General features: G+C 69.8%; 18 protein-coding genes, 1 pseudogene and 1 riboswitch. Of the genes and pseudogenes, 10 read left to right on the forward strand and 9 right to left on the reverse strand.

Translation table 11 applies throughout. From position 1 onward, the window contains the following. Positions 1-57: 57 nt before the first annotated feature. Positions 58-1,815, forward strand: coding sequence for a bifunctional chorismate-binding protein/class IV aminotransferase (locus LXT12_RS23775; protein WP_233394792.1), 1,758 nt, complete (start codon positions 58-60; stop codon positions 1,813-1,815). Positions 1,816-2,194: 379 nt separating this feature from the next. Beyond that, on the forward strand, positions 2,195-3,805 hold the full coding sequence (locus LXT12_RS23780; protein ID WP_233394793.1) for a DEAD/DEAH box helicase: 1,611 nt from the start codon (positions 2,195-2,197) through the stop codon (positions 3,803-3,805). A gap of 223 nt (positions 3,806-4,028) precedes the next feature. Here LXT12_RS23780 and LXT12_RS23785 read toward each other — a convergent pair whose 3' ends face one another. The 6 genes from LXT12_RS23785 to LXT12_RS23810 all read right to left on the reverse strand — a co-directional run bounded on the left by LXT12_RS23785 (position 4,029) and on the right by LXT12_RS23810 (position 11,590). Further along, positions 4,029-5,036 (reverse strand): glycoside hydrolase family 5 protein, encoded by a 1,008-nt coding sequence (locus tag LXT12_RS23785; RefSeq protein WP_233394794.1) that lies wholly within the window; start codon positions 5,034-5,036, stop codon positions 4,029-4,031. Continuing rightward, a complete protein-coding gene (locus LXT12_RS23790) occupies positions 5,033-6,268 on the reverse strand; it encodes an AGE family epimerase/isomerase (RefSeq protein ID WP_233394795.1) in 1,236 nt (411 codons plus the stop codon). Before LXT12_RS23790 ends, LXT12_RS23785 begins: the two co-directional genes overlap by 4 nt. A 141-nt stretch (positions 6,269-6,409) precedes the next feature. Further along, entirely contained in the window at positions 6,410-8,581 is a 2,172-nt protein-coding gene (locus tag LXT12_RS23795; RefSeq protein ID WP_233394796.1) for a GDSL-type esterase/lipase family protein, read from the reverse strand. Then, positions 8,578-9,456, reverse strand: a complete 879-nt coding sequence (locus tag LXT12_RS23800; protein WP_233394797.1) for a carbohydrate ABC transporter permease — start codon at positions 9,454-9,456, stop codon at positions 8,578-8,580. The genes LXT12_RS23795 and LXT12_RS23800 overlap by 4 nt, the downstream gene beginning before the upstream one ends. A gap of 8 nt (positions 9,457-9,464) precedes the next feature. Continuing rightward, positions 9,465-10,352: a carbohydrate ABC transporter permease gene (locus LXT12_RS23805; RefSeq protein WP_233394798.1), complete on the reverse strand. Its 888-nt coding sequence runs from the start codon at positions 10,350-10,352 to the stop codon at positions 9,465-9,467. Continuing rightward, positions 10,349-11,590, reverse strand: a complete 1,242-nt coding sequence (locus tag LXT12_RS23810) for an extracellular solute-binding protein (protein WP_233394799.1) — start codon at positions 11,588-11,590, stop codon at positions 10,349-10,351. The genes LXT12_RS23805 and LXT12_RS23810 overlap by 4 nt, the downstream gene beginning before the upstream one ends. Positions 11,591-11,763: 173 nt before the next feature. Between LXT12_RS23810 and LXT12_RS23815 the strand changes: the two genes are divergently transcribed. The 4 genes from LXT12_RS23815 (at position 11,764) to LXT12_RS23830 (ending at position 18,947) form a co-directional block, all read left to right on the forward strand. After that, the gene (locus tag LXT12_RS23815; protein WP_233394800.1) at positions 11,764-14,259 is read left to right on the forward strand and encodes a glycoside hydrolase family 2 protein; all 2,496 of its coding nucleotides are present in this window, start codon (positions 11,764-11,766) and stop codon (positions 14,257-14,259) included. 157 nt (positions 14,260-14,416) lie between these two features. Continuing rightward, entirely contained in the window at positions 14,417-17,461 is a 3,045-nt protein-coding gene (locus tag LXT12_RS23820) for a TonB-dependent receptor (RefSeq protein WP_233394801.1), read from the forward strand. 63 nt (positions 17,462-17,524) lie between these two features. Beyond that, a complete protein-coding gene (locus tag LXT12_RS27160; protein ID WP_419964791.1) occupies positions 17,525-17,683 on the forward strand; it encodes a hypothetical protein in 159 nt (52 codons plus the stop codon). 508 nt (positions 17,684-18,191) lie between these two features. After that, positions 18,192-18,364: riboswitch (yybP-ykoY riboswitch) on the forward strand. A 4-nt stretch (positions 18,365-18,368) separates the two neighbouring features. After that, the gene (locus tag LXT12_RS23830) at positions 18,369-18,947 is read left to right on the forward strand and encodes a TMEM165/GDT1 family protein (RefSeq protein WP_233394802.1); all 579 of its coding nucleotides are present in this window, start codon (positions 18,369-18,371) and stop codon (positions 18,945-18,947) included. Here LXT12_RS23830 and LXT12_RS23835 read toward each other — a convergent pair. Both LXT12_RS23835 and LXT12_RS23840 read right to left on the reverse strand, forming a co-directional pair. Further along, a pseudogene (locus LXT12_RS23835) lies at positions 18,947-19,051 on the reverse strand (IS66 family transposase); the annotation flags it as partial. The gene LXT12_RS23830 and the pseudogene LXT12_RS23835 sit on opposite strands and share 1 nt — an antisense overlap. A gap of 84 nt (positions 19,052-19,135) precedes the next feature. After that, positions 19,136-21,604: a cation-translocating P-type ATPase gene (locus LXT12_RS23840; RefSeq protein WP_233394803.1), complete on the reverse strand. Its 2,469-nt coding sequence runs from the start codon at positions 21,602-21,604 to the stop codon at positions 19,136-19,138. Between the two features lie 134 nt (positions 21,605-21,738). Between LXT12_RS23840 and LXT12_RS23845 the strand changes: the two genes are divergently transcribed. The 4 genes from LXT12_RS23845 to LXT12_RS23860 are packed head-to-tail and all read left to right on the forward strand — an operon-like array spanning position 21,739 to position 25,289. Beyond that, positions 21,739-22,620 carry a universal stress protein gene (locus LXT12_RS23845; protein WP_233394804.1) on the forward strand — a complete coding sequence of 294 codons (882 nt, stop codon included), beginning with the start codon at positions 21,739-21,741 and terminating at the stop codon, positions 22,618-22,620. Positions 22,621-22,624: 4 nt separating this feature from the next. Further along, positions 22,625-23,842 carry a 2Fe-2S iron-sulfur cluster-binding protein gene (locus LXT12_RS23850; protein WP_233394805.1) on the forward strand — a complete coding sequence of 406 codons (1,218 nt, stop codon included), beginning with the start codon at positions 22,625-22,627 and terminating at the stop codon, positions 23,840-23,842. Continuing rightward, positions 23,842-24,429: a hypothetical protein gene (locus LXT12_RS23855; protein WP_233394806.1), complete on the forward strand. Its 588-nt coding sequence runs from the start codon at positions 23,842-23,844 to the stop codon at positions 24,427-24,429. The genes LXT12_RS23850 and LXT12_RS23855 overlap by 1 nt, the downstream gene beginning before the upstream one ends. Next, positions 24,426-25,289 (forward strand): cytochrome c3 family protein, encoded by an 864-nt coding sequence (locus LXT12_RS23860; RefSeq protein WP_233394807.1) that lies wholly within the window; start codon positions 24,426-24,428, stop codon positions 25,287-25,289. Before LXT12_RS23855 ends, LXT12_RS23860 begins: the two co-directional genes overlap by 4 nt. A gap of 6 nt (positions 25,290-25,295) precedes the next feature. On the opposite strand, the gene LXT12_RS23865 is transcribed toward LXT12_RS23860, so the two are convergent. Next, on the reverse strand, positions 25,296-26,036 hold the full coding sequence (locus LXT12_RS23865; protein WP_233394808.1) for a phosphatase PAP2 family protein: 741 nt from the start codon (positions 26,034-26,036) through the stop codon (positions 25,296-25,298). Positions 26,037-26,100: the final 64 nt, after the last annotated feature.

A 26,100-nucleotide genomic window follows, 5' to 3' on the forward strand; every position in this document is an offset into this window, starting at 1 on the left:
GCGACGACAAGGCCTGCGAGCCCCTGACCCAGCTCGTCCCCCTCTGAAGGCTGGCGGGTGCTGCACGCCGCTTTCGACTTTCCCCGCCACCCGCTGGCCCGCGAGGACGGCGAGCGTTTGCGCGGCTGCTGGACGGCGCCGCCCGCGCGCTGGCTGCGTGCCCTGAGCCACGGCGAGGTGGCCGCCGTCGTCGGCGAGGCCGAGGCGGCGGCGCGGGCCGGCGCCTGGGTGCTGGGCGGCCTGCGCTACGAGGCCGCCGCGGCCTTCGACAAGGCCCTGGCCAGCCATCCGGCCACGGCGCCGCTGGCCGAGTTCGCCGTCTACGACACGCCGCCCGAGCCCTGGCCCGAGTCGCCGCCGGCCTTCACCGGCCTGCTGGGCTGGCAGGACGAGGCCGCGGTCGCGGACGCCGCCATCGAGCGCATCCGCGACTACATCCGTGCCGGCGACTGCTACCAGGTCAACCTGACGACGCGCCTGCGCGCCATGGCGCCAGACCTCGACCCGGCGCAGCTCTTCCTGGCCCTGCACGCCAGCCAGCCTGGCGGTTTCAGCCTCTTCCTGCGCGAGGCCGGCGCGGCCAGCGTCTCGCCCGAGCTGTTCTTCGACTGGCGGCCCGTGCCGGGCGCCAGGGCGAGCTGGCTGCTCGCCGCCCAGCCCATGAAGGGAACGGCGCCGCGTGGGCGCGACCGGGTCGAGGACGAGGCCGCCCAGGCCCACCTGCGCACCAGCGAGAAGGAGCGCGCCGAGAACCTGATGATCGTGGACCTGCTGCGCAACGACCTGAGCCGCGTGGCGGCCCTCGGCACGGTGCGGGTGCCGCGCCTGTTCGAGCTGCATGCGCTGCCGACCGTGTGGCAGATGACGTCCACGGTCACCGCCGTCAGCCGCCCGGGGCTGACGCTGGCAGACGCCTTCGCGGCCCTCTTCCCCTGCGGTTCGGTGACGGGGGCACCCAAGATCCGCGCCATGCAGGTCATCCGCGAGCTGGAGCCGGCGGCGCGGGGCTGGTACTGCGGCGCGCTCGGCCTCGTCCAGCCCGGCGGCGTCGCCACCTTCAACGTGCCCATCCGCACCGTCGAATTCCATGCCGGTCAGCTCGCCTGCGGTGTTGGCAGCGCGATCACGCTGGACAGCGAACCCGCCGCGGAGATTGCCGAATGGCAGGCGAAGGCCCGCTTCCTGGCTCGGGCCCAGGCCCCCGTGGAGGCGCTGGAGACCTTGCTGCTGCAGGACGGCGTGGCCGTCCGCGGCGAGGCCCACCTCGCGCGCATGCAGCGCACGGCGCGGCATTTCGGCCTGCGCTTCTCGCCGGCCCAGGCGCGTGAACACCTGCGGGCCGTGGCCGAGGCCCACCCGCAAGGCGCCTGGCGGCTGCGCCTGACCTGTGACGCCTCGGGCCGGTTCGCGCACACGCTGGCGCCCTTCACGCCCACGGCCGGGCCGGTGCGGCTGGCCCTGGCCGGCCGGCCCGTCGCGACGCGCGGCCCCGGCGCCGAGTTCCTGGCCCACAAGACCACGCGGCGCGAGGCCTACGCCCTCGACAAACCGGCCGAGGCCTTCGACCTCATCCTGTGGAACGAGGCGGGCGAGCTGACCGAGTGCAGCTTCGGCAACCTGGCCGTCCAACTGGACGGACAGTGGCTGACGCCGCCGCTGGCCTGCGGCCTGCTGCCGGGCGTGCTGCGAGCCGAGCTGCTGGCGCAGGGGCGCATCCGCGAGGGGCGGCTGACCGCCGACGACCTGGCCCGGGCGCAGGGCCTGGCCTTCTTCAACAGCCTGCGCGGCTGGCTGCCCGCGGTCCTGATGGCGTAGGCCGGCCCTCGCCGCCGGCGGGCCGGGGCTCGTACCGCCCGTTCGAGCGGAGATTTGGTGAAAACCCTGAGGCATGCTACAGTCGCGGCTTCGCCTGGAGGCAACTCCAGGTGTCACACGTCTCCTCTGACCTCGTTCGATCAAACCCGTCATCCGGGAGCATCGGACTCCGAACACGGATCGGTCGGCGGCGATGAAGCCGTCGCTTTGACTGACTGTTCCCCCGCGCCGCACCCGGGCTGAAGTAACGAGCCCGAGCCGCACGACGCGAGCTGATCTATCTCCCAGCGACTTTGACGATGACTCCGAAGGGCTTGCCATGCCCCTCGGCGCTGCGCGTTTGCCCGCGCGGCGTGAAGAACGAACGAAAGAACGACAGATGAGTTTCGAGACCCTGGGCCTGAGCCCCGCCGTGCTGCAGTCCATCAAGGATTCCGGTTACGAGAACGCCACCGACGTGCAGGCGCAAGCCATTCCCGCCGCCCTCGCCAACAAGGACCTGATGGTCTCGTCGCGCACGGGCTCGGGCAAGACGGCCGCCTTCATCCTGCCGGCGCTGGAGAAGATCCTCGCCGCCCGCGGCGACAACACCAAGCGCCGCGAGAAGGGCAAGATCTACGGCCCGCGCGTGCTCGTGCTGGCCCCGACCCGCGAGCTGGCCATGCAGGTGGCCAAGGCGGCCCAGACCTACGGCCGCCACATCCCCGGCCTGAAGGTCGCGACGGTGCTGGGCGGCATGCCCTATCCGCTGCAGATCCGCCAGCTCACCGGCCCGCTGGACATCCTCATCGCCACCCCGGGCCGCCTGCTGGACCACCTGGCCAGCGGCAAGTGCGTGCTCGAGAACGTCGAGATGCTGGTGCTGGACGAAGCCGACCGCATGCTGGACATGGGCTTCATCGACGACATCCACGTCGTGGCCGGCCACACGCCGCCGACCCGTCAGACGGTGATGTTCAGCGCCACCTTCGCCGGCCACGTCGGCCGCCTCGCGCAGGAGCTGCTCAAGGAGCCGATGCGCATCGAGGTCGCCAGCCACACCGACACCCACGAGAACATCACCCAGCGCCTGCACTGGGCCGACAATCCCCACCACAAGGACCAGCTGCTCGAGGCCATCCTGGCCGTGCCGGAGCTGGACCAGGCCGTCGTCTTCACCAGCACCCAGCGCGACGCCGACTGGCTCGCCGACCGCCTGGCCGAGATCGGCCATGCCGTGGCTCCGCTGCACGGCGCCATGCCCCAGGGCAAGCGCAACCGCGTGCTGCGCGCGCTGCGCGAGCGCCAGCTCAAGGTGCTGGTCGCCACCGACGTGGCGGCCCGCGGCATCGACGTGCCGACCATCAGCCACGTCATCAACTACGGCCTGCCCATGAAGGCCGAGGACTACGTGCACCGCATCGGCCGCACCGGCCGTGCCGGCCGCTCGGGCCTGGCCATCACGCTGGGCCTGCGCGACGACGTGTCGATGATCCGCCGCATCCAGCAGTTCACGACGCAGGAGATCCCGGTCGAGCGCATCGCCGGCCTGGAGCCGCGCACGCAGGAGCCGCGCATCTTCCCGCCGCGCCCGGCGGGCCAGGGCTTCGAGCGTGGCGAGCGCTTCGGCGCGGGCCGCCCGGCCTTCGGGAACAAGAACTTCCGCCGCGAGGACGGTGGCCGGCCGCAGGGCCAGGGCCATCCCGGTGGTGGCCGCTGGGAAGAGCGCCGGCCTTTCGACAACGCCGGCCCGCGCCGTGACGAGCGCGGCTTCCAGCCGCGCGACGACCGGGGCTTCGCGCCGCGTGGCGAGGGCCAGGGCTTCCAGCCCCGCCCGGACAACCGTGGCTTCCAGCCGCGCCATGACGAGCGCGCCGACCGTGGCTTCCAGCCGCGGGGCGACCGCCCCTTCCATGGCGGCGGCAAGCCGGCTTTCGGTGGCGACCGCCCGTCCTTCGGCGGTGAACGCCGCGGCCCGGGCGGCCCTCGCAAGGGCGGCTTCGGCCGCTGAAGCCGGCGCCCCTCGCCCAGTCTTGCGGCGCTGGACGCGCGCAAGCCTGGTCGGTCCCCCGAGGGGGCGGCGATGCTTGCGGCATTGAGCCGCAAGCACATCGCCAGCGGGCCGGCTCGGGAGCGGCCCAGCGCTCGGCCCGCAAATTCCCCGTTTCATCGGATGCGGGTGGCGCGCAGCACCATGAACAACTGAAATGGAAAGCGGGCCGCGGCCCGCTTTTTTACTTGTCGCCCAGAAATGGCTCCAGCCAGCGCATCTGCGGCTTGTCGCGTCCCGTGGCCTCGGGCTCCAGCGACATGAAGTAGTCGCCCCAGCTCGGGCCGCCCGCCCACCACAGCCAGCCGGCCCAGACGTCGGCATTGGCCTGCAGGTGGCGCAGGGCGCCTTGCACGGCCTGTTCGCAAACGGGATTGGAGCCGCCGCCGATCTCGCCCAGCAGGGCGCGGCGCTTGTGCTCGCGCAGCCAGGCCGTGAAGCGGCGCAGCCGCTCCTCGCCGATGTGCGGACTCAGGCAGTCGGGCGTGGTGCCTGAGCCGTCCTTGTCGAAGTACTGGTGCACCTCGAAAAGCATGCGGTCCAGCGGATCGTGCACGCGGTCCATCACGTCGGCGTTGGCGCTGCCGTACCAGGTGGTCTCGAACCAGCTCCAGGCGCCGGTGTAGCCGTTGCCCGGCACGGTCACGAGGTTCCTGGCGCCGGTGGCGCGGATGGCGTCGATGGCGGCCTGGGCGGCCTCGGCCCAGGTCTCGGTGGGCAGGCCGTGCGGTTCGTTGACGAGGCCGAACTGCACGCGCGGGTTGTTCTTGAAGGCCAGCGCCAGGCGCCGCCAGAAGTCGGCGAAGGCAGCGACGGGCACCTCCGTCGTGCCGATGCGCACCTCCTTGTAGGCGGCGTAGTTGTGCGGGTCCAGCAGCACGTGCAGGCCGCGCGCCGTCGTGCCGTCCACGAAGCCGCGCAGCCGGGCGAGTTCGGCTTCGTCCAGCTCGCCCATCAGGCGGGGCTGCAGCCGCTCCCAGCGGAAGCCGACGCGCATCAGGTTCATGCCCCTGGCCTGGTAGTAGGCCGTGCTGTCGACGCTGGGGTAGACGAAGTCCTTGCCGTGAACGCCGGGGAAGGGCAGCTTCTCGCCCCATTCGGCGCCGGACAGGCTGATGCCTCGCCATTCGAGCGGTGCGGCCTGGGCTGCGGCGGCGCAGGCCAGCAGGGCGATGCCAAGGCGTTTCTTCATGGGGTGGCCTCCCGAGCGGGCGGTTGCAAGCCGAGGGCCGCCAGCACGTCCTGGCAGGCCCCCATCGTGTGGTAGTCGGTCTTGCCGGCGGGGCTCTTCTCGTCGGTGAGCTTGCGGTTGTCGGGCCCGAGGATGCGGTACCAGGCGCCGTGCTCGTGGTCGACGAAGTGCGCCCAGGCGTAGGCCCAGAGCCGGTCGTACCACTGCCAGTAGCCCTCGTCGCCGGTGCGCACGGCCAGCCAGGCCGCGGCGGCCAGGCTTTCGGCCTGCACCCAGAAGTACTTGTCGCCGTCGCAGACGCCGCCGCCTTCGCGCTCGGGCGCAAAGCCGTAGACCAGACCGCCATGGGTGGCGTCCCAGCCCTCGCGCATGGCGGTGTCGAAGAAGTGGCGCGCGGTGGGCAGCAGCCACTGCGGCGCGCCTGCGCCCAGCCGGCGCTCCAGCATCAGCAGCAGCTTGGCCCACTCGGTGAGGTGGCCGGTCTGGAAGCCCCAGGGCCGGAAGATGTTGGTGCGGTCGTGGCGGTTGTAGTCCCAGTCGGGCGTCCAGTCAGGGTGGTAGTGCTCCCAGACCAGGCCGCCGGCCAGCGCCGCCTGACGCTGGGCGATGGCGGTCGCCAGGGTCAGCGCACGGTCGAGGTAGCGGGCCTCGCCGGTGGCGGCGTGGGCGGCCAGCATGGCCTCGCAGGCGTGCATGTTGGCGTTCTGACCGCGGTAGGCAGCCACCTGCCAGTCGGGCGTGGCCTCGTCGGCGTAGAGGCCGTGGGCCGCCTCCCAGAAGCGCGCTTCCATCAGCTCGAAGGTGGCGGCGATGCCCTCGCGGGCGCCGGGCACGCCGGCCTGCGTGGCATGGGCATGGGCCAGCAGCACGAAGGCCAGGCCGTAGCAGTGGTTGGTGCCGTCGATGACCGCGGCCCGGCCCTCGTGCCAATCCAGCACCCAGGCGTAGCCGCCCTGGGGTTGGGCATGGACCCGCTGCACGAAGGCCAGCGCATGGGCGACGTCGCCCACCGGCCCGCCGAACCAGCGCCAGGCCAGCGCGTGGTTGAAGACGAAGCGGGTACTGCTGACGAGGTGGCGGGTGCGGCGGTCGAAGACGCTGCCGTCGTCCTTGAAGAACTGGAAGCAGCCGCCGCTCGGGTCGATGACCCGCGGGGCGTAGAAGGCCAGCGTGTGACGCATGTGGGCGTACAGCGCCTCGGGGCGGCGCATGTCGGGCAGGGGGGGCGTCATTTCAGTTCTCCATGGCGCCGCGCAGTACCCGCGGCGGACGAAACGAATGCAGAAATGCAACCACAGAGGCACAGAGACACAGAGAAAGGTCTTGTCTGCATTTCCTCCGGGCCTCTGTGTCTCTGTGGTTGCCTTTGGTTTTCACTTGAGTACCTCGTCTTTCAAGAAACGGACCAGCTCGTCGGCCATCAGCTCGTGCACGTCGATGCGCGGGTGGGCCCAGGCGAAGGCCTCGAAGCGGTAGAGCCAGACCTTGTCGTCGCCCTCGGATCGCAACTGCTGCACCGCCTGCTGCACGGCGTGCGGGATGGCCGGCTGCTCGCGCGGGGCCGACATGCCGCCCATCAGCAGCACCAGCCGCGCCTTGGGGTAGCGGCCACGCAGCTGGCGCACGAAGGCGAGGTAGCGGGTACCGAAGTCCGGCGCGATGGACTGGCCCTTGGAGGCCGGGAAGCCGTGGTCGTTCTGGCCCAGGTTGAGCAGGACGACGTCCGGCGCGCGCCGGTCCGGCGGCGCGACGGCGGCGTTCTTGCGCGGGGCGACACGGTCCCAGACCTCGGGCATCAGCAGGTCGTGCCAGGTGGCGGTGATGCCGATGCCGCTGACGGCGATGCCGACGTAGTCGGCCCCCAGGCGCGCGGCGGTCAGGGCGCCGTAGGCCCGCGTGCCGTCGTGGGGATAGAGGTCCTCGTACTGGTCCTCGGCCACGTCGCCGTCGCAGGCGCCGGCGGTGATGGAGTCGCCGTAGAACTCCAGCCTCAGGGGGCGCGCGGGCGGCGGGTCCAGCAGCCGGCCGTTGGCGGCCAGGCGCAGGCTGGTGAAGACGGCCTCGGCCATGGAGCCCTCGGTGCGCTTGACCAGGCGCAGCTCGTGGGGGCCGTCGGAAAGAGGCTCGCGCAGCCGCCAGTCGCCGGCGCTGCCGGCGGGCACGGCCAGCACGTGGCGGCGGCCGTCGACTTCGACGGTGAAGTAGCTGGTGGCGCCGTGCGTGGACGCCAGGCCCAGGCCCAGCTCTCGGCCGCTGAAGCGGGCGCGCAGCTCGCTGCCGCTCCAGGCCAGCAGCTTGCCCGCGGGCAGCTCGCCGATGCGGCCGACCCAGCGCAGCCGCGGATCGCTGGGGGCGATGCGGTCCCCGGAGGCGGGTTCGGGAGCGAAGTCGTCGGGGCGCAGGGCCGGCGGGTAGAGGCCGGCCGACATGACCGCCAGCAGGCTGGCCGGCCGGCCGCTGCCGGCCCATTCGTCGCGCTTCACGCGCACGTGCAGCAGGTGGGCCGTGGGTTCCAGGTCGCGCCCCACGACGGTGTAGTGCCAGCCGAGATAGCCCTGGCGCTCCGGCACCTGGCCGCGCAGCGTCACCCAGGGGCCGTCGTCCACGCGGGCCTCGAGGTTGCGGTAGCGGTCGCTCTCGGCGTGGAAGACGGCGATCTCGCTGCCGTAGGCGAGGAAGCTGGCCTCGGCGTCGTCGGCCGTCGTGACCCAGCCGGGCTGCTGGCCGGTCCACTCGGGATGCACCTCGCCGCCGCGGGCGAAGCCGTGCTGCCGGTAGGGCTTGAGGGTGTCGCCGGCCAGCATGCGCGTGAATTCGTGGGCACGCCCGAAGCGCGGTTCCGGCAGGGGTGGCGGCACAGGCTGAGGCGAGCCGGCCGGCTGGCGCGTCGCGGCATGCAGGGCTTCGGCCACGGCCAGGGCGATGCGTTGGTGGCCGATGGCGTTCGGGTGCACGGGCTCGTCGTAGAGCGTGGCCCAGCGGTCGGCGCCGGACTCGACGCGGGCCTGCATCCAGCGGCCGAAGTCCACTGCCGTGAGGCCGTAGTGCGCGGCCAGCGCGAGCTGCAGGTCGACGGCGTCGCGCGGCTGGTTGCCTTGCTGGGTCAGGCCCAGCACGACGACGGCCGGTGGGCGCGGCGCCGTCAGCAGCCGGCGCAGCAAGGCCTCGTAGCTGCTGCCGCGCACGGCTGGGTCCAGCCACTGGTCGTTGACGCCGAACTCGACGACGACGAGGTCGGGCTGCGTGTCCAGCACCTGGGACTGCAGACGCTGCACCGCGGCGGCGGAGTCGGTGCCGCTGACGCCGGCGTTGACGAGCCTGACCTTCGGGCCGAGGGACTTGGCCAGCAGGGCCGCCCAGCCGCGTTCACGCGGCGGCTGCGCGGCATAGCCGGTGGTGATCGAGCCGCCGATCGTCGCCAGCGTGATGGACTGGCCCGCGGCCAGCTTCTGCATGACGGCCTGCAGCCGCTCGTCCGCCTGGGCCAGGCCCGGCAACATCATCGACAAGGCCAACGCAAATCCTTTCAACAACTTCATCTTCATCCCTTGGTGGCTCCGGCCTGAAGGCCCGCGACGAATTGGCGTTGCAGGCGCAGGAAGAGCAGCACGGCCGGGAGCGAGGCCAGCAGCGAACCGGCCATCAGCACGGCGGCCGACTGCGGGTTGAAGCTGAGGTCGCCGGCCATCTTGCCGAGCTGCAGCGGCAGGGTCAGCATGGCCGCGTCGTTGACGACGAGCAGCGGCCACAGGAAGTTGTTCCACTCGCCCACGGCCACCGGGATGGCGATGGCCGCCAGCGCGGGGCGCAGCAGGGGCAGCACCACACGCCACCAGATGGCCAGCGTGCCGGCGCCGTCCAGCGTCGCCGCGGCCACGAGTTCGTCCGGCACGGCGCGCATGGCCTGGTGGAAGTAGAAGACGACGAAGGGCTTGGCCAGGCCCGGCACCAGCAGGGCGGCGTAGTGGTTGATCCAGCCCAGCCGCGCGACGGTGACGAAGTTGGGCACGATGGTCACCTCCCAGGGCAGCATCATCGACAGAAGCAGGGCGCGGAACAGCCAGCGGCTGCCGGGGAAGGGGCGCTTGGTCAGCACGAAGGCGACGAAGGAGGCGGCCAGCAGGCTCGCCGCCGTGACGACCAGGGTGACCAGCAGGCTGTTGGCGTAGAAGCGCAGGAAGCCATGGCCTTCGACCTGCAACTGCAGGATGCCGGCCAGGCGATCGGGGTCGGCCGTGGTGCCGGCCCAGTCGGGGTTGAAGAAGTTGCGGCCCGTGGGTGCCTGTGGCCACAGGGTGGGCGGCTGGCGCAGCAGCTCACCCACCGTCTTGAAGGCGCCGATGGCCATCCAGTAGTAGGGCAGCAGCATGGCCGGCACCAGCAGCCACAGCGGGGCGCGCAGCCAGGCTGTCCACCTCATCGTCCGCTTCATGGCCGCGCCTCCCGGCCCACCAGCCTGAGGTTGAGCCAGGTCAGGCCGAAGAGCAGCGTCGTCAGCACCCACGCGGCGGCCGAGGCCAGGCCCAGGTCGAGCTGGCGAAAGCCCCGGTCGAAGAGGTAGGTCACCAGCATCAACGCCGAGTCCAGCGGGCCCCCGAGCGTGTCCACCGCGCCGTAGAGCAGGTAAGGCTCGTAGAAGACCTGGAAGCTGGCGACCATGCCGGTGACGCTGACGTAGGCCAGCGTCGGGCGCAGCTGGGGCAGGGTCACGTGCCACAGCTGCTGCATGGGCGAGGCGCCGTCCAGCCGCGCGGCCTGGTAGAGCTCCTCGGGAATGGCGCGCAGCGCGGCGACGAAGACGACGAGGTTGTAGCCCAGCACCGACCACACCCCCACCAGCACCAGCACCGGCAGCGTCCATTGCGGGTCGCCGAGGAAGCGTGCCGGCTCGAGGCCCAGGGCGGCGCGCAGGCTGTTGAACAGGCCGTAGGGCTCGGAGTTGGCCAGCCATTTCCAGGCCGAGATGGCGCCCACGCCGCCGGCCACCGAGGGCAGGAAGAAGGCGACCCGTGTCCACCGGTGCAGCCGCGTCTCGCCGCCGAAGTTCAGCGCCAGCACCAGGCCGAGCACCACGGCGATGCTCGATACCGAGGCCATGTAGGCGGTCGTGTTGCCGAGCGCCGTCCAGAAGCGCTCGTCGGCGGCGAGTTCGGCGTAGTTGCGCAGGCCGACCCAGCGAGGGGCTTCGGTGGCGTGGTCGTCGGTGAAGCTCATCCAGGCCGAGCGCAGCACCGGCCAGAGTCCGAACAGGCCGAAGAGGGCGAAGAAGGGCGAGACGAGCAGCATGTCCCGGCCATGGCGGCGCCACGAGGTCATTGCTGGGCCTCCAGGGCGCGGTTCATGACGGCGGCGGCATGGCCCAGCTCGGTGCGGGGGTCGCCACCGGCCAGCACGACGCGCTGCACGGCGCGCGTGACGAGGTAGTCCTGGCGCATCCACGCGGGGCAGGGCGGCGGGCCTTCCGCGTCGGCGAGCTGGGCGAGCAGGGCGTCGCGGAAGGGCAGGGACAGGTGGGCGATCTGGTCCTGCCGACCCGAGGGCAGCCACATGCCGCCGTAGGCCAGGGCCGCCTCGGCCATGCGCCGGCTGACCTCGGGGCTGTAGACGGTGCGCATGAAGTCCAGGGCCAGCTCGCGCCGCGGCGAGAAATGCATGACGGCCAGCACCGTGCCGCCGAGCACGGCGGTGCGCCGGCCCGTCGGCCCGGCCGGCAGGGGCGCGGCGGCCCATTTGCCCGCCAGGCCCTTGTGCACCATGTCCATGCGGGAGAGCAGCCAGGTGCCGGACTGCATCAGCCCGTAGGCGCCGCTCTCCAGGCCGCCGTCGGCATCGGGCCAGCCGTCGGTGGGGGCCTGCAGTTCGCGGTAGAGGCGGGCGTAGTAGGCCAGGGCCTGCACGGCCTCGGGGCTGTCGATCACGGCGCGGCGGCAGCTCGCGTCGTACACCGCGCCGCCCGCCTGCCGCAGGTAGGGATAGAAGCCCAGCCAGCTCGTGTTGCCCCACTGCTGGGCGATGCCATGGCCCCGGGCCCGCAGCGCGCGGGCGGTAACGATGAAGCCGTCCCAATCGGCCGGGGCCTTGTCCAGCAGGTCGCTGCGGTAGTACTGCAGCTGCACGTGCATGTCGAAGGGCGCGCCGTAGAGCCGCCCGTCGGCGCGGCGGATGGCCTGCAGGGCACCGGGGTTGGCGTGCCGCTGCAGCTCGGCGGCGAGGTCGGGCGCCGCCTCGGCCAGGTCGACGAGGGCCCCCTTGGCGCCCAGGGCGATGGCGTAGGAGGTGCTGCCGGTGACGAGGTCCGGCCCGCGCCGGCTGGCCAGCGCGGCGGAGTACTTGGTCATCGCGTCGGCCCAGGGCACGTCGCGCACTTCGATGTCGACGTCGGGATGCCGGGCGCGGTAGGCGTCGACGGCCGGCTGCATCACGCGGGGCGTCTTGTCGTCGCCCACCATCCACACCACGAGTCGCGCCCGCTGGGCGAGCGCCGCCGACGCGGCCAGGCCCAGGGCCAGCGCCACGGCGGCGAGCCGGCGGGTGCTGGCGGTGGGAGAGGGCATCGCGTTCTGGATCTTGTTTACTAAACGATGTGGATTATGTTCGCAAGAAGAATCCATCCGCCGGTTGTATCGCCGTTCAAACATCGGGACTATCCCCGAGTGCCGGCTGAAATCGAGAGAAACAGAATGCGCAACAAATAAATGTTTAGCGCTGCTTCGAACGGCGCCGCGACGTGACTCCTGAACGACTGATCGACCTGCACGACGGCTGGCAGCTGGCCGAAGTCCCCCCGGGGCTGGACGGCCCGGCGCTGGCGGACCTGCCCGATTCCGCCTGGCTGAGTGCCAGCGTGCCCGGCTCGGCCCATGGCGCGCTGCTGGCCACGGGGCGCATTCCCGACCCCTTCTACGCCTGCAACGAAGCCGGCGTGGCCTGGGTGGCCGAGCGCCGCTGGGCCTGGCGGCTGCGCTTCGACGCCGACGAATTAGCGCCGCGCGAGGATCTCGTCTTCGAGGGCCTGGACACCTATTGCACCGTCTGGCTCAACGGCGAGCGGCTGCTGGCGTCCGACAACATGTTCGTGCCGCGCCGGGCCGACGTGCGCGAGCGGCTGCGCCCCCAGGGCAACGAGCTGCTGCTGTGCTTCGACCCGCCGCTGGCCCGCGCGCGCGCCGTGGAGGCGGTGCACGGCAAGCGGGCGCTCTGGAACGGCGACAGCGCCCGGCTGCACGCCCGCAAGGCCCAGTACCACTTCGGCTGGGACTGGGGCCCGGAGCTGCTGGTCAGCGGCCCGTGGCGTGCGGTGCGGCGGCATGGCTGGTCCGCCCGCGTGGCCGATCTCGAGGTCCGCACCCGGCTCGACGTGGCGGCGCGGCGCGCCACGCTGCAGGTCTCGGCCTGCATCGAGGGCGCGGGCGCCGGCCTGGGATGCGACTTCGAGCTGCTGGACCCCGAGGGCCGCGCCGTGGCCCGCGCCGCGGTGGCGGCCGGCGCCCGCGCCGAAGCCACGCTGACCCTGGACGATGCGCGCCTGTGGTGGCCGCGCGGCCTGGGCGACCAGCCGCTCTACACCGTGGTCGCCCGTGTCGTGGACGGTGACCGCTCCCTGGCCGAGGACCGCCGCCGCGTGGGCCTGCGCGACCTGCGCCTGGTGCAGGCCGAAGTCGCCGGGGAGGCCGGCAGCAGCTTCCACTTCGAGGTCAACGGGCGGGAGTTCTTCGCCGGCGGCGCCAACTGGATTCCCGACGACAGCCTGCTCGAACGCATCACGCCGGCGCGCTACCGCCAGCGCGTGGCCCAGGCCGCGGCGGCCAACATGAACATGCTGCGCGTCTGGGGCGGCGGCATCTACGAGCACGAGGCCTTCTACGAGGCCTGCGACGAGATGGGCCTGCTGGTCTGGCAGGACTTCATGTTCGCCTGCGGCCTGTACCCGGCCAATGATGCCTTCCTGGCCAGCGTGCGGGCCGAGGCCGAAGCCGCCGTGAAGCGCCTGCGCCACCACGCCTGCCTGGCGCTCTGGTGCGGCAACAACGAGGACTACATGCTGGCCGAGTCGGTCGGCCTGGCCGGCCCCGGCGTGCCCGCGGAGCGCTTCGAGGCGCGGGCGATCTACGAAGGCCTGCTGCCCGAGGTCTGCGCCGCGCTGGACCCGGGCCGGCCCTACTGGCCCGGCAGCCCGTTCACGCCGGGAGACGCCAAGTCCTCCGACGCGACCGTGGGCGACCGCCACAGCTGGGAGGTCTGGCACCAGCAGATGCTGCCCTACCAGCGCTACGGCGACGTGCAGGCCCGCTTCGTCAGCGAGTTCGGCATGCAGTCGCACCCGTCGCTGGCGCTGTTCGAATCGGTGCTGCCCGAGGACGAGCGCTTCCCGGGCAGCCGCACGGTGCAGTGGCACAACAAGGCCGGCTCGCCCGCCGGGCCCGACGGGCATCGCCGCCTGGCCGTCTACCTGGCCGACAACCTGCGCGTGGGCCCGACGCTGGCCGAGCATGTCTATGCGACGCAGTTCGTGCAGGCCGAGGCCATGCGCGTGGCCTACCAGGACTTCCGCCGCCGCTGGCAGCGCCCCGGCGCCCGCGCGGTGGGCGGTGCCCTGGTCTGGCAGCTCAACGACTGTTGGCCGGTCACGAGCTGGGCCCTCATCGATGCCGCCGGCACCGTCAAGCCGGCCTGGCATGCGGTGCGGCGGGCCTTGGCCCCCGTCGCCGTCGCCGTGCGCCTGGAGGCGGGTCAGGCGAGGCTGGCCGTCATGAACGGCACCACCGAGGCGCTCACGCCGACGCTGCAGCTGCGCGTCTTCGCGCTCGACGGCCGCCAGCTCGCCAGCAGCCGGCTGGCGCTGGACGTGCCGGCCTCGGCGAGCGCCGAGACGACGCAGGCGCTGCCGCTGCTGGGCGGGCCCGTCGTCGCGGAACTGTGCGCCCTCGACGCCGAGGGCCGCGAGCTGGCCCGCGACTGTGCCTGGACCGAACCCTTCCGGTTCTACCAGCTGGGCGGCGCCTGCATCGACATCGTGCGCGCGGGCTCGGCCCTGGCCCTGAGCTGCGACCGCCCGGTCAAGGGCCTGTGGCTGCAGGGCGCCGACCTCGACGACAACTTCATCGACCTGGTGCCGGGTCCGGCCCGGCGCATCGGAGTGGCCGGCGCGCTGCCGGCCACGCTGCAGGCCGTGGCCCTGGACCACGCCGGCCGCACCGTCCCCGTCCTGGACCGGGGAGGCTAGCCGCACCCGGATGCATTCCCCAACCCACGAGGGGTGACCGCCCGCCAGACGCGGCGGTACCCCGGCACAGATTCCAACAAAGACCGCAGGTCGTGGAGCGGCGGTCGCCACGCGAGGCCCGCAGAAGGCCTGTATCCAACCAAGAGGAGTAACGAGGATGAGACATCGATTCAAACGGACAACGTTGTCCGTGGCAGCGGCCCAGGCCCTGGTCGTCTGGGCGGCACCCGCCATCGCGCAGACCGCGGCCGCCCCGGCGGCCGACAAGAAGGAGTCGCAACAGCTGGAGACCGTGGTCGTGTCGGGGCGGCGCGCCGCGCTGGCGTCGGCACAGAAGATCAAGCAGGAGTCGGACGAGATCGTCGATTCGGTCAATGCCGAAGACATCGGCAAGCTGCCGGACCGCTCGGTGACCGAGGTGCTGCAACGCATGGTCGGCGTCGCCATGGACCGCACCCAGGCGCGCAGCGACCCGGTCCACTACTCGGTGGAAGGCTCGGGCGTCGTGATCCGTGGCCTCACCTACGTGGCGGCCCAGCTCAATGGCCGTGAAACCTTCAGCGCCAACCAAGGGCGCAACCTGGGCTTCGAGGACGTGCCGCCGGAACTGATGGGCGGCGTCGACGTCTACAAGAACCCGTCCGCCGAGCAGATCGAGGGCGCGATCGCCGGCCTGGTGAACCTGCGCACGGCGCTGCCGTTCGACTACGGCGGCTTCAAGGCGTCGGGCAACCTCGCCATGACCTACACGCAGCTCAACGGCAAGCGGTCGCCTCAGGGGTCCTTCCTGGTCAGCAACACCTGGCAGACGGACCTGGGCAAGTTCGGCGCGCTGATCGACGTGGCGCACTCCAAGAGCAAGCTGCGCACCGACACCACCACCGTCGACCCCTACTACCCGACGACCACCACCACCAACAGCGTCACCACGGTGAACCCCGACCACCGCTGGTACTCGCGCGACCTGGCCTGGCGCGAGCAGGACTACGACCGCACGCGCAACGGCGTGTACGCGGCGCTGCAGTGGAGGAAGGACAACGTCGAGTCCGCGCTGACCTTCTTCCGCTCGAAGTTCCGCTCCGCGATGAGCGAGTACGCCGTCAAGGCCGAGGTCGATCCCTACACCATCAACATCACCGATGCCGAGTGGGGCGACAACGGCTTGCTGCGCAAGGGCACGCTCAACAGCACCACCGGCGGCATCGAGATGGAGAACAACGCGCGGCTGTCGCAGCGCGACTCCCGCACGGACGACCTGTCGTGGAACGTGCGCTGGCGCGCCACGCCGGCCTGGACGCTCACGGCCGACGCCCAGCTGGTGAAGTCCAAGACCCAGAGCTTCGACTCCAACGTCGCGACCGGCATCCAGCTGCCCAAGCAGACGGTGGACTTCACGGGCTCGATGCCGCGCATCGTCTACGACGCCGCCGACATCGCCTTCCTCGACAAGCCCTCCAACTACTACTGGGCCACGACGATGGAGGCGCTGGACCACGGCAAGGCCCAGCAGAAGGCGCTGCGCCTGGACGCGCGCTACCAGTTCCAGGACCATCCCTTCCTGAACGACCTGCGCTTCGGCCTGCGCATCGCCGACCGCGACGCCCAGACCTACAAGGCCATGCCCTACTACAACTGGGCCGCAGTCACCAAGGCCTGGGAGACCGGCTGGTACATCCCCGACACGGCCCGGGTCACGAACTACTCGGTGCCGACCGTCGTCAAGAGCTTCAACAAGTTCATGGGTGGCAAGACCACGGTGCCGACGATGCTCTTCCCGGATGCGTCGGTGGTGCAGGGCTTCCCGAACAGCTATGTGCAGCTGCATGACCTCGTCAAGCCGCTGTGCGACGGCATGCCGGGCGGCAGCACCTGCGGCTGGCAGGGCTCCAACGTGAACCCGTACAGCTGGGCCCCCGCCAGCTATGGCGACCCGTCCGGCGTGAACGACCAGCACGAGCGCACGACGGCCGCCTTCGCCCAGCTGCGCTTCGCCTTCGACGACCTGCCGATGCCGGTGGACGGCAACGTCGGCCTGCGCGTCGTGAACACCAAGGACCGTGCCAACGGCTACACCGTCATCGACCAGGATGCGGTACCTCCCGGTGCAGGCGGGGTCGTGGTGCATCCGGTCAAGGTCGACAAGGTCGCCGGCCGCTTTGACCAGAGCTTCACCGACTACCTGCCCAGCCTGAACCTGCGCCTGAAGGCCCAGCCGGACCTGCAGTTCCGCTTCGCGCTTGCCAAGGGCCTCTCGCGTCCCAGCACCGGCGACATGCAGGCCACGTCGAAGCTGAAGCAGTCCGTCCAGATCGAACAGAACACGGGCAACGTCAAGTCGGTGAGCGCCTCGGGCACGTCGGACGGCAACCCCATGCTCAAGCCGATCAAGTCCACGCAGGCCGACGTGACGGGGGAGTGGTACTTCAGCAAGACGGGCGCCATCACCGTGGCGGCCTTCGACAAGGAGCTGAAGGACATCATCATCAACCAGACCTACACGACGCGCCTGACGGCCATCGACGGCACGCCGGTCGACTTCGTCGTCACCGGCCCGACCAACGGTGCCAAGGGCCATGCCCGCGGCGTCGAGTTCGCGTTCCGGCGCTACTTCGACATGCTGCCGGGCTGGCTGTCGGGCCTGGGTGTCGAGATGAACTGGACCTACGTCGACAGCAAGCTCAAGCGCTACAACGGCGTGCAGACCTCCTTCTGCTCGGCAGGCGCAGGCCAGGACAACCTGAACCTGTACGTCAACGGCTGCGACACCGACGGAAGCTCCTTCGGTGGCATGCCGCTGCCCAACCTGTCGCGCAACACGCTGAACTTCACGCTGATGTACGACCAGGGTCCGCTGTCCGCACGCGTGGCCTACTCGTGGCGCCAGCGCTACCTGCAGGGCGTGGCCTTGAACTCCGACAACACCGGGCCCAACCAGCAGAACGCGCTGGACACCAACCCGGCAAGCCCCACCTACGGCAAGCACACGCTGCCGCTGGGCCTGCCGCTGTGGGGTGACAGCTACGGCCAGCTGGACGTCGGCATGCAGTACAAGTTCGGCAACGGCCTGACGGTGAGCCTGGACGCGTTGAACCTGACCAACGCCACCAGCCGCCAGCTGATGCAGCAGAACATCGGCACCTTCGTGCACAACTACTTCACCTCCGGCCGCCAGTACAAGCTCGGGATGAGCTACACGTTCTGAAGCCGCTGAAGCGCATGCAAAAAGGCCGCCCCTCGGGGCGGCCTTTTTTGTGGTGCGCCCAGCATGGGCGCACTCTACGGGTGCAAGTCCCGTCGTAAGCTGATCACGGCGAACGAAGCGAAGCGCAACAGCCGGCGCTGGTGGCGCAACAGTACGGCGGGACTCAACGGCGTGCTCACCATTGCCTGGTTCGACCGGCTCGGCCTGCCCCCACTCTCCTGACCTCAAGCGCTCGAACCGCCCGGTGCAGACCCGCATGCCGGGTGGTGTGGGAGGGGCTCAGCCAACAATGGCTGACCCCAATCCTGATCGAGCCGGCGCAGTACGCGGTCTCGCGGTTAGGTGCCTGGCGTCCGGGCTCAAAGGGCGAGGGGAATCATGCGCTGCAAAGGGTATTCGTCCGGCAAAGCCGTCATCGCTAGGCGGTACTGGTCGATGGGAACCTGACGACAACGAATGTAGCGATGACAACCAACGCCGCAAGCGGAATTGCGTTCTTCACCCATGTGTGGAGACGGCGCACGGGTGGCGTGAACCGCGCAGCTCGCGTCCACTGCCTGCGGCAGATCCCCTCAGTCGCCGATCCCGGCCATGAACGGCGGGCGGGCGAGCCCGCCACCCCAGGCACTGCCGAGCAAGGCGAGCGAGCATCCCACTCTTGCGGACGCACCGCAGGTACGTGACGACGGCCTGGGTGGTGGCCGGCCTGACGCTCGGGTTGAGCGACAATCAACGGGTCATTGGGGAGTAGCCGCTCTTCGTTCGAAGAGGCTGATGTCAACACACTTGGCCCGCAGGCCATGGCGTCAGCAGTTTCTCGACCTGGCAAGACCTTTGACCACTTCGCCTCCGCATTGGCCGGGGAAGCGCTGTGGTCATTTGTTTTGGAACCGGCCGTGGAACGTTCGTGGAAGCACTCTTCGTCTCAACTGGTGTCGTCGCTCTCGCCGAGATTGGCGACAAAACTCAACTTCTCGCCTTCATCCTGGCCGCAAGGTTCAAGAAGCCGTGGCCCATCATTGCCGGCATCGTGTGCGCCACCATCGTGAATCACGGTGTCGCCGGGGCCTTGGGTGCCTGGATCACCGCGGCGGTCTCCCCTGAAATCCTCCGCTGGGTGCTGGGGGCGTCGTTCATCGGCATGGCCATCTGGACCCTGATTCCCGACAAGATCGAGGAAGAGGAGACGCAGGTCGCGAAGCGATTCGGCGTCTTCGGGGCCACGCTAATCACGTTCTTCCTCGCCGAGATGGGAGACAAGACGCAGATCGCTACCGTGGCCATGGCGGCTCACTATGCCAGCCCGATCTTGGTGGTCATCGGAACCACGATGGGGATGCTCTTGGCAGACGTGCCAGCCGTGTTCATTGGCGAAAGGCTCGCCAACAGGATTCCAATGAAGCTCGTGCACTCCATCGCTGCGGTGATCTTCGCTGTGCTTGGGGTCGCAACGCTGCTAGGCGCGGGAGCGGGACTCGGCTTCTGACGCCCCATCGCAATGGGTCGGATGTGGTTCTCCACCCAGTTGTTGTCAACCGGCAGTTCGCCACCGGCGAGGTAACGCTTCAGCGCCGCCCGGCGCTTGAGGCTCTCTAGGTTGGTTCGTCAAGCGCCAGCGAGCCGTTGCGGGGGGTGATGCTCGTCGTCCTCCATCCAGGGGCCTCAACGCGCGGCTCAACTCGAATGGCGGCGCATCCGTGAGGCCAGCAGGAGCGTCGCCACGCAAGTCACCCCCCCGACGGCGGCGACCAGGCCCCAGTCGATGAGATGCAGCGGTCGAAGGTTCATCCAGCGGCTGAGAACCGGCATCTGCACCAGCAGGCCCAGCGATGCAAGGGTGCCTGCCACCAACCACCGGGCCGTGGCCCGGCGCATGCTGGTCAGGCCGATGGTGACACCCGCGCTGGCCATGAGCAACACGCTCAGCGCCATCCCACGTGCGTGGTCGACGTTGCGGTCAATGCCCAGTGCATGGAGATAGCTCCATACCACCGCCACGCTCAGCATCGCACCGAACAGGCCGATTGCTAGCCACGCGCCGGTCGAGAAGAAGCGAGCCCGGCCCTTGCGCGAGACGGGCGACAGCGGCCCCGTGCGCGGCAGATCCTGGAAGGCCAGCATCGCCGTCGGGTGGATCACGAGTTCCAGCCACACCACGTGAATGGGCTGGAACAGCAGAGGCAGGTTCATCAAAGGGATGGCGGCCGCCCCGATCACCAGCGGAATGTGCACGAGCAGCAGGTACACGAAGGAGAGCCTGAGGTTCTCGAAGAGCTGGCGCCCCTCCGCGATGGCATCGACGATGGTTCTGAAGTTGTCGTCCAGCAGTACCACCGGCGCCACCTCGCGGGCGCTGCGCGTGCCGCGCTCGCCCATGGCGACGCCGATGTCGGCCAGGCGAAGCGCCGGCACATCGTTCACGCCGTCTCCAGTCACGGCGACGAGTTCGCCCTCGGCCTGAAGCGCCTGCACGAGAGCAAGTTTCTGGGGTGGCGTGGCGCGCGCGACCACATGGGTTCCATCGTGAGGGCCGAGAGCCCTGGCGGCATCGTCGTCGGGCGCGAGAACCACGACCCGGGGCGCCTCGCCGCCCAGGCCGATCTCACGGGCAATCGCCTCGGCGGTGGCGGGGTGGTCTCCGGTGACCATGATGACGCGTATGCCCGCGGCCATGCAGTCGCCGATGGCCTCCCGCACGCCCTCACGCACCGGATCCTCGAAGGCGAGCAGGCCTGCGAACCTGAATCCTCCATCGGGCTCGACGTCGAACGGCTCGCCTACACGCACTTCACGGTGCGCACATCCAATGACCTTGTGGCCCGACCTGGCGTACTCCTCGACACGGTCCAGCCACGCGGCGCGTTCCGCGCCCGTCAGTTCACATGTGGACAACACCGTCTCCGGGGCCCCCTTGGTGAAGGCCATCGGATCACCGTCAGCCAGGCGCCAGATCACCGTCTCGCGACGCCGGGCTTCGGTGAAAGGGAACTGGGACAAGCGCGTCGCAGGAGGCAGCCGCCCCAGCGCGGAATGCAAGGCCTGGTCGAGCGGATCGCCGCTGTCCGGTCTGGCGGCCAAGGTGGCCACCCGGAGCACCGAATCGTCATCCTCTCCGTGCGCGGGCGTGCGGTGCGCGAGAACGAGGGTGCCGGCGGTGATCGTCCCGGTCTTGTCCGACACGATGCAGGTGACGCGGCCGATGTTCTCCACCGCCACCGCGCGCCGCACCAGGGCCTTCCTGCGCGCCAGCCGAAAGACGCCAACACCGAGAAAGAATGTGTAGACGACGGGAAACTCTTCCGGCAGGGCGGCCACCGCCAGTGTCACGGCGCTGAGCAGGGCGTCGATCCAGCCGTGCCCTTGCCACAGCCGTGTCCCGGCCAGGACGATGCACATCACGATCGCCATCCCGAGCAGGGTCGCCACGAGTTGGCCGATGGCCTTTTGCAGTGGCGTGCTCGTGTGACCGCCTTCTGTGGCCGACCGCACGATCTCGCCATAGCGGGTGTCTGTGCCGATGCAGATGATGCGCAGCCTGGCTTGGCCTGTGAGCAGGCGGGTGCCCGCGGTGCCCCATTGCGCCTCGGCTGCACTCTCAGGCAGTGCTGCCTCAGGCGGTTCGAGCGCCTGCTTCGGCACGGGTAGCGACTCGCCGGTCAGGGTCGACTCGTCCGCCTGCAGCTCGCTCCCCCCCACCAGCAGGCCGTCGGCTGGGAAGTACTCGCCCGCTTTCACCTCAACCAGGTCGCCGGGGACCAACTCGCGCGACGGGATGTCCAGCCACTTGCCGTCGCGCAGCACGCGGGCCGAGCTGGCCAGCCGGCTCGCCAGCCCTGCGGACGACGCCGTCGTGCGTCGGTGCAGGTAGGCGTCCATGCCCAGCAACGGCACCATCGCCACCAGCAGGGTGAGCGACTCCGTGACCTGCCCCAGCAGCCCGAACAGGCCAGCCGTCAGTACCAGGAACCACAGCATCGGGTCGCGCGCCGTGTCGCGCGCAACCACGAACCAGCCGCTGGTGGCGTCGGCCACGATGTCATTGAAGCCATGGCGGCGCTGAGCCTCGACTTCTAAGGCGCTCAGGCCGGCATCGCCGATCCGCATGGTGGGTAGTTTGTCGAGCGGGACGCGGCGGTGGCTCATGGCTCGCAGTCTCGTCCTCTCGGTCTGTCTTCCTTTGATCGGGATCAAGCGATGGAAGGCCGGCTGGGCTGAAAGTCCTGCGGGATGTCGGCTCATCGAGAGGCGCGAAGCCGACGGCAACCGGAGAGCTCGACATGCAGGTCCTTCTCCCCATCGACGGGTCCGCTGCGTCAGCGCGAGCGGTGGAGTTCCTTTGCGCGAGCAAGCGCGGTGGCCCGGGGACCGTGATGCCCACGCTGCTCCACGTCCATCAGCCTCGGATGAAGGCGGTGCCGGACCCCGCGGCCGAGTGGCAGGAAATGTCGGACCGCGAGCAGGCCCACGCGCAGGCGCTGCTGGCGGTGCACCAGCGGACCCTGTCAGAGGCAGGGTTCACCGCGCACACGCTCGTGCGCTCCGGGGCCCCGGCCTCCACCATCCTTGAAGTGGCGGCAGAGTGTGGTGCTTCGCTGGTGGTGATGGGCACGCGCGGTGCGGGGATGCTGGGTGGCTTCGCGCTGGGGTCGGTCGCGCTGCGCGTCGCGCCGGCGGCACCGTGTCCCGTGGTTCTGGTGAAGCCCGATGCCAAGCTGCCCAGCATAAGCCGGGAGTTCACCCAGGTCGTGGCACCGCTGGACGGGTCTGCGGTTTCCGATTCGGCGGTGCAGCGGCTGGTCGCGTTGCGCGACTTCTTCGGCCCGCTGCACGTCAACCTCGTCCACTTCGAACCCGCATTGACTCTGCTCGAAAGCATCATGCCGCCACATGACGACGTGCTGCGCCGCTGGTGCGGCGAGCAAAGCCGCCGGGCCGTGGCCGCCGCGGCCCACTTGCTGACCGAAGCCGGCATCTCACACGAGGTGTCGCTCCTGGCGGGAGATGCCGCGCCCAGCGTCGCCGAGCTGGCCCTTCGCCAGGGAGCGGACCTGATCGCGATGGCGACCCACGGAACGGGGGCTCTGCATCACGCGACCTTCGGGTCGGTCGCCTTGAAGACCGTGGTCCTCGCGTCCGTTCCTGTCCTGTTGACGCATTGAGCGCATGAGTGCGGCCCAGTTGCTCGCCTGGATCTCTGTAGCGCTGCTGCTGCAATTGTCGACCGGCATCGCCTGGACGCTGTGGCGACGATCGACGGCGCGGGCTGCCGGAGAAGGTGCGATGCCGGCGCCGCACGCGCGGGCCGATGCCGCGTGGAGCGGGTGGCGCGAGTTCCGCGTCAGCAGGCGTGAATACGAGGATCCGGCGTGCACTCAATGCTCGTTCTACCTGCAGCCGGTGGACGCACAGCCGCTTCCGGCGTTCAAGCCCGGCCAGTTCCTGACCTTCTCGCTCGACCTGCCCGGCGGCCTTCGCACCATCACGCGGTGCTACTCGCTGTCCGATCGTCCCGAACCGACGCACTACAGGGTGACGATCAAGCGAGTGCCGCCGCCGACGGATCATCCCGAGTTCGAATCGGGCCTTTCGTCCAACCACTTCCATGATCGCGTGCAGGTCGGGGACCTGCTCCGCGTGAAAGCGCCATCCGGGCATTTCTTCATCGACCCGGACGCTGCGGTGCCGGCCGTGCTCATCGCAGGTGGCATCGGCGTGACACCGATGATCAGCATGCTGCGCTGGAGCCTGGTACATCAGCCGCAGCGGGTGCTGCATTTCTACTACGGCATGCGCAACGGACGCGAGCACGCCTTCAAGCCGCAACTGGAAGCCCTGGCGGCCGCCCATCCCTTGCTGCGGCTTCACGTCGCCTACAGCCGCCCCGATGCCTCCGACCGCGAGGGGCTCGACTTCCAGCACAAGGGACATGTGGACGTGGAACTGCTGCGCCGCACGCTGCCGCACGGCCGGCACCAGTTCTACGTGTGCGGCCCGCCGGCCATGATGCAGACCCTCGTGCCCGCACTCGCCGAATGGGGTGTGCCGCTCACCGACCTCCACTACGAGGCTTTCGGTCCCGCGTCGATCCGCCAGCCCGGCTCCAACGACGCGGTGGAAGCGGCTGTGGCAGTCGAGGTGCAGTTCCGACGTTCTGGCCGAACCCTGGCCTGGGATGGTCGTGATGCCTCCCTGCTCGACTTCGCCGAGCGCCACGGCATCGCCGTTGAATCCGGCTGCCGTTCAGGCGGCTGCGGCAGTTGCGAGACACGCGTGCTCGAAGGCTCGGTCCAGTATGAGCACACGCCCGACCACGACTTGGCGCCGGGGCATTGCCTGCTCTGCGTCGGGCGGCCCGCGTCCGCCTTGGTGTTGGAGGCCTGATGCCGCTCAAGGCCCGACTCTTCCGGCGCGATGTGCTGCCCTTTGTGGGGAGCCTCGCTTTGCTGGCGCTGGTGGCGCTGTCGCTCGATGGCCTGCTGCACCTGCTGAATCTCCTGTGGGTCGGGCGGTGGCTCGGCATACCGGGCATCTTGCTCATCGTCGCCTCCACCGCCGCCTACTCGCTGCGCAAGCACAAGTTGCTCCACAGCGGACGACCGGCCTTGCTGCTGCGCTGGCACGAACTGCTCGCGTGGCTGGGATCGTTGCTGGTGCTGGTACACGCCGGCGTGCACTTCAATGCGATCCTTGGGTGGCTGGCGGTGTGGGCGATGCTCCTCAACGTCGGCAGTGGACTCACCGGCAAGTTCCTGCTGGATCGCGCGCGGCGCCGTCTGGAGGAGGCCCGCCTGCGGATGCGGGCGCGCGGCCTGCCGGAGCCGGCACTCGAGGACGAGCTCTACTGGGACAGCCTGACCTTCGATGCCGTCAAGCAGTGGCGCGTGGTGCACTTCCCCATCACGTTGGCCTTCGGCGTGCTGGCCTCGGCGCACATCGTGGCGGTATTCCTGTTCTGGGGCTGGAAGTGAAGAAGCGCCCGGTCCTGCTGATCGTCATCGCGCTCAACCTGGTGGTATTGGTCGCGCTGGCGTTCGCGTACCCGCATCTCATGGTGAGCCCTGGGCCGCTGGTGAAGGGGCACGCCGAACTGGCGACCGACTGCTTCGCCTGCCACGCCGCCTGGCGTGGCGCGGCAAGCGAGCGCTGCACCGAGTGCCACGCCGTAGCCGACATCGGCCTGAAAACCACCAAAGGCGTGCCGATCCCCGCCCGCAGCGTCAAGGTCTCGTTCCACCAGGAACTGACCGAGCAGGATTGCATGGCCTGCCACAGCGACCACCAAGGCCCCAAGCTCACCAAGAGCAGCCGCAAGCCGTTTTCCCACGGGCTGCTGAAGGCCTCGGTGCAAGACCAGTGCTCGTCATGTCATCGGGCGCCCAAGGACACTGTGCACCGTGACGTCAAGCTGGAGTGCAGGCAATGCCACGGGAGCAAGGCGTGGAAGCCGGCACATTTCGATCACGAGCTACTCGCCCCGGCCGTCCTCGACCGCTGCCAGAGTTGCCACAACGCCCCCACCGACCGGCTGCATCGGCAGATCCGAGGTAGTTGCACGTCTTGCCACAAGACCGGCGCGTGGAAGCCGGCCACCTTCGACCATGCCAAGTACTTCGTGCTGGACGGTGACCACGACGCGCGCTGCGACACCTGTCACACGAACAACGACTACAGCCGGTATACCTGCTACGGCTGCCACGAGCACTCGCAGGCCAAAGTCCGTGCAGAACACCTTGAGGAGGGCATTCGGAGCTTCGAGAACTGCGTGGAATGCCATCGCGATCCGCGCGCGGAACCGGAGAAGGACGGCGAAGGTCGCGAGCGCGATTAGGGATGTTTAGGGACGTTGGGCCTTCACTTGCAGGGCGTGCGTCATGAGCAGCGAGATTCCCAGCGGAATGGCGGTGCCGGCGAGCGCGGCCACCAACACGTCCGTGGGCCAGTGCACGCCGAGCACGAGCCGCGAGATGGCCACCAACACGGTCCACAGCGAGGCGATCGTCAGCAAGGCCGTGCGAGCGGCCGGCTTCATCCCCGACAAGGCAAGGGCCATCGACATCGAGAATGCGGCCACGACAAGCGTGTGACCGCTGGGAAAGCTGGCTCCCCAGTACCGAGCCGTCTCCCACAATGCCGGCCGCTGCCGGCCGACGACCAGCTTCACGACATAGACGAGCACCGCTGCGGAAATCACTGACGTGCCGACCAGCGCTGCTTCCTGGCGCCGTCTGCTGAGCGCCAAGGCAAGGCAGGTTCCAAGCGTGAGCGGGGTCAGTACCTCGGCTGACCCGGACAACGTCACCGCTTCGAAGATCGGCTGCGCACCCGCCAGATGGGCTCGAAGGAAGATGAGCAGAGCCCGGTCGATCGTGCCAGAGTCGCCGGTCACGACGTCCTCCACGATCTTGATGGAGAGGCTGGTGAGGACCAGCAGCCAGAGGACGTGAATCCGCCGCGCCCGAAGGGTGTCGACCCACGCAGGCTGGCGATGCTGGGCGTAGAGCAACGCGACCAGGTACAGGCCGCCGACGCTCGCGATCAGCTTGACGATGTTGCCGAGAGTTTCGAGCAGGACCATGGTGCGTCTGGGCTGTGCACGGCATGAGCGCCGCCAATCGAGTGTTCAGGCGTGATGATCACGC

The organism is Pelomonas caseinilytica (genome assembly GCF_021353235.1).
Classification (GTDB): Bacteria; Pseudomonadota; Gammaproteobacteria; order Burkholderiales; family Burkholderiaceae_C; genus Pelomonas; species Pelomonas caseinilytica.

Bases quoted from the DNA above. Each gene is read 5' to 3' on its own strand.
- LXT12_RS23805 (WP_233394798.1), bottom strand. From the start codon at position 10,352: ATGACCTCGTGGCGCCGCCATGGCCGGGACATGCTGCTCGTCTCGCCC.
- LXT12_RS23820 (WP_233394801.1), top strand. From the start codon at position 14,417: ATGAGACATCGATTCAAACGGACAACGTTGTCCGTGGCAGCGGCCCAG.
- LXT12_RS23850 (WP_233394805.1), top strand. From the start codon at position 22,625: ATGAGTGCGGCCCAGTTGCTCGCCTGGATCTCTGTAGCGCTGCTGCTG.
- LXT12_RS23790 (WP_233394795.1), bottom strand. From the start codon at position 6,268: ATGACGCCCCCCCTGCCCGACATGCGCCGCCCCGAGGCGCTGTACGCC.
- LXT12_RS23795 (WP_233394796.1), bottom strand. From the start codon at position 8,581: ATGAAGATGAAGTTGTTGAAAGGATTTGCGTTGGCCTTGTCGATGATG.
- LXT12_RS23840 (WP_233394803.1), bottom strand. From the start codon at position 21,604: ATGAGCCACCGCCGCGTCCCGCTCGACAAACTACCCACCATGCGGATC.
- LXT12_RS27160 (WP_419964791.1), top strand. From the start codon at position 17,525: ATGGGCGCACTCTACGGGTGCAAGTCCCGTCGTAAGCTGATCACGGCG.
- LXT12_RS23865 (WP_233394808.1), bottom strand. From the start codon at position 26,036: ATGGTCCTGCTCGAAACTCTCGGCAACATCGTCAAGCTGATCGCGAGC.
- LXT12_RS23785 (WP_233394794.1), bottom strand. From the start codon at position 5,036: ATGAAGAAACGCCTTGGCATCGCCCTGCTGGCCTGCGCCGCCGCAGCC.
- LXT12_RS23845 (WP_233394804.1), top strand. From the start codon at position 21,739: ATGCAGGTCCTTCTCCCCATCGACGGGTCCGCTGCGTCAGCGCGAGCG.
- LXT12_RS23800 (WP_233394797.1), bottom strand. From the start codon at position 9,456: ATGAGGTGGACAGCCTGGCTGCGCGCCCCGCTGTGGCTGCTGGTGCCG.
- LXT12_RS23855 (WP_233394806.1), top strand. From the start codon at position 23,842: ATGCCGCTCAAGGCCCGACTCTTCCGGCGCGATGTGCTGCCCTTTGTG.
- LXT12_RS23780 (WP_233394793.1), top strand. From the start codon at position 2,195: ATGAGTTTCGAGACCCTGGGCCTGAGCCCCGCCGTGCTGCAGTCCATC.
- LXT12_RS23810 (WP_233394799.1), bottom strand. From the start codon at position 11,590: ATGCCCTCTCCCACCGCCAGCACCCGCCGGCTCGCCGCCGTGGCGCTG.